This is a genomic window from Spirillospora sp. NPDC046719 (assembly GCF_040645715.1).
Taxonomy (GTDB): Bacteria; Actinomycetota; Actinomycetes; order Streptosporangiales; family Streptosporangiaceae; genus Spirillospora.
The window spans coordinates 1-1,829 of the sequence record NZ_JBEYYT010000843.1 but is presented as its reverse complement, the minus strand read 5'-3'; the positions used below and the strand labels follow the sequence as shown (position 1 = coordinate 1,829).

At 73.9% G+C, this 1,829-nt stretch carries 2 protein-coding genes and 1 pseudogene; 2 read left to right on the top strand and 1 reads right to left on the bottom strand.

Going from position 1 to position 1,829, the window contains the following annotated elements; genetic code table 11:
- Positions 1-632 (top strand): NmrA family NAD(P)-binding protein (locus tag ABZ914_RS50850; RefSeq protein ID WP_500201750.1); only part of this gene is annotated, 632 nt, incomplete at its 5' end.
- A gap of 17 nt (positions 633-649) precedes the next feature.
- Here ABZ914_RS50850 and ABZ914_RS50845 read toward each other — a convergent pair.
- Positions 650-1,444, bottom strand: coding sequence for a class II aldolase/adducin family protein (locus ABZ914_RS50845; protein ID WP_500201749.1), 795 nt, complete (start codon positions 1,442-1,444; stop codon positions 650-652).
- Positions 1,445-1,589: 145 nt separating this feature from the next.
- Between ABZ914_RS50845 and ABZ914_RS50840 the strand changes: the two are divergent.
- Positions 1,590-1,829: pseudogene (locus ABZ914_RS50840) on the top strand (hypothetical protein); the annotation flags it as partial.

The window sequence follows — 1,829 nt, the reverse complement described above, 5'->3', positions numbered from 1 at the left end:
GCGTGCAGGCGGGCCTGCTGGGCTCGCCGCCCGTCCCGTTCGACGACGAGGTCCGGCGCGGCATCGCCGTCGCGGACGCCGCCGGCGCGGCGCACCTGGTCTACTCGTCCGTCGCGGGGGCCGAGCGTTCGGCGGGGGTGCCCGCCTTCGAGGCCAAGCTCCGGATCGAGGAGCACATCCGCCGGAAGGGGATCCCGGCGACCGTGCTGCGGCCCGTGTCGTTCATGGAGAACTACCTCGGCGCCGAGGCGATCGCGACGCCGTTCTCCCCGGACGTCTCCGAGCAGCTGATCGCGGTGGACGACATCGGCGCGTTCGCCGCGGCCGCCTTCGCCGACCCCGCCCGGTACCTGGGGGAGACGCTCGCCATCGCGGGCGACGAGCGAACGCCCGGCCGGCTCGCGGCCGCGTTCAGCGAGGCCGCCGGCCGCGAGATCCCGTACGTTCCGGTTCCTCTCGACGCGCTGCCGCGGGAGACGGCCGCCGCCGTCGCCCACCTCGACTCGCAGGGCGGTTACGGAGCCGACATCGCCGCCACCCGGGCCCTGCGCCCCGAGACGAAGGACCTGGTCACCTGGCTGGAGACCGTCGAACGGCGGGCGGCGGCCGACCGCGGTCCGAGCCGGCCGTGACCGCCGCCACGGGCGTCCTAGTCGAACAGGTCGGGCTGCTCGCGGGTGATCTGGTCGTAGAGCGGCTGGTAGTTGATCCAGCCGACGAGGTCGTTGCCGATCTGCTCGTGGGTGAGGACGGCGTTGTCGTGCTCGATCGGGACGACCTGCCCGGCGGCCTTCGCCAGCAGCTGCACCTGGCACGAGCGTTCCATCGTGATGAACCACCAGGCGGCGGCGTCGACCGTGTCGCCGACGGTGAGCAGGCCGTGGTTGCGCAGGATGACGGCCTTGTGGCCGCCGAGGGCGGCGGCGATCCGCTTGCCCTCCTCCAGGTCGGTGACGACGCCGGTGTAGTCGTCGAACAGGCCGTGGTCCTGGTAGAAGGCGCACACGTCCTGCGTGATCGGCTCCAGCTTCTGGCCGAGAGCGGAGATCGCACGGCCGTACGTGGAGTGGCTGTGCGCGGCGGCGACGACGTCCGGGCGGGCCTGGTGCACCTGGGAGTGGATCGCGAACGCGGCCTCGTTCACCGGGTAGCGGCCCTCGACGACCTGGCCCTGGTGGTTGACGAGGATGAGGTCGCTGACCTTGATGTGCTTGAAGGACATCCCGAACGGGTTGACCCAGAAGTGGTCGGTGCGCTCGGGGTCGCGGGCCGTGATGTGCCCGGCGACGCCCTCCTCGAAGCCGAACTTGCCGAAGATCCGCAGCGCGGCCGCCAGCCGCTCCTTGCGGTGCCGGCGCTCGTCCTCGACGCTGTCGAAGGCCGGCGGCAGCCGGAAGATCAGGTCGGTGGGCAGCTTCTCCAGGAACTGCTCGTCGTCGGACATCGGCGAACTCCTCGGGCTCTGGGCGGGACACCACCGGGCACTACCGCCAGCGAACACCAGGCGGCGGGCGCCCCGCTAGGGGAGGCGGCCCAAGCGCCGCCCCGCTCGTTGTCCGGACGGGACAACGGCGGGGGACAATGGCGGGATGGAGTCGAGCGAGGGCGACCGGTTCCTGCGGCTGGTGCGCGAGCGCGGCGACGACCCGCGGCTGCTGGAGGGCGCGGTGCGGGCGGCGCGCGGCCGGTCGGAGATGGTGGCGGCGCTGCCCGAGGAGGAGACGCGGCGGCACACCCGCGCGCTGCTGCGCGGCGTCCTCGCCGCGCTGGCGGACGGCGCGCCCGGCGGGGCGCGGCGGCCCCCCGCGACCGGGCCGGCGCGGGCGAGC

Coding starts and splice junctions, on each gene's coding strand:
- ABZ914_RS50845 (WP_500201749.1), bottom strand. CDS start 1,444: ATGTCCGACGACGAGCAGTTCCTGGAGAAGCTGCCCACCGACCTGATC.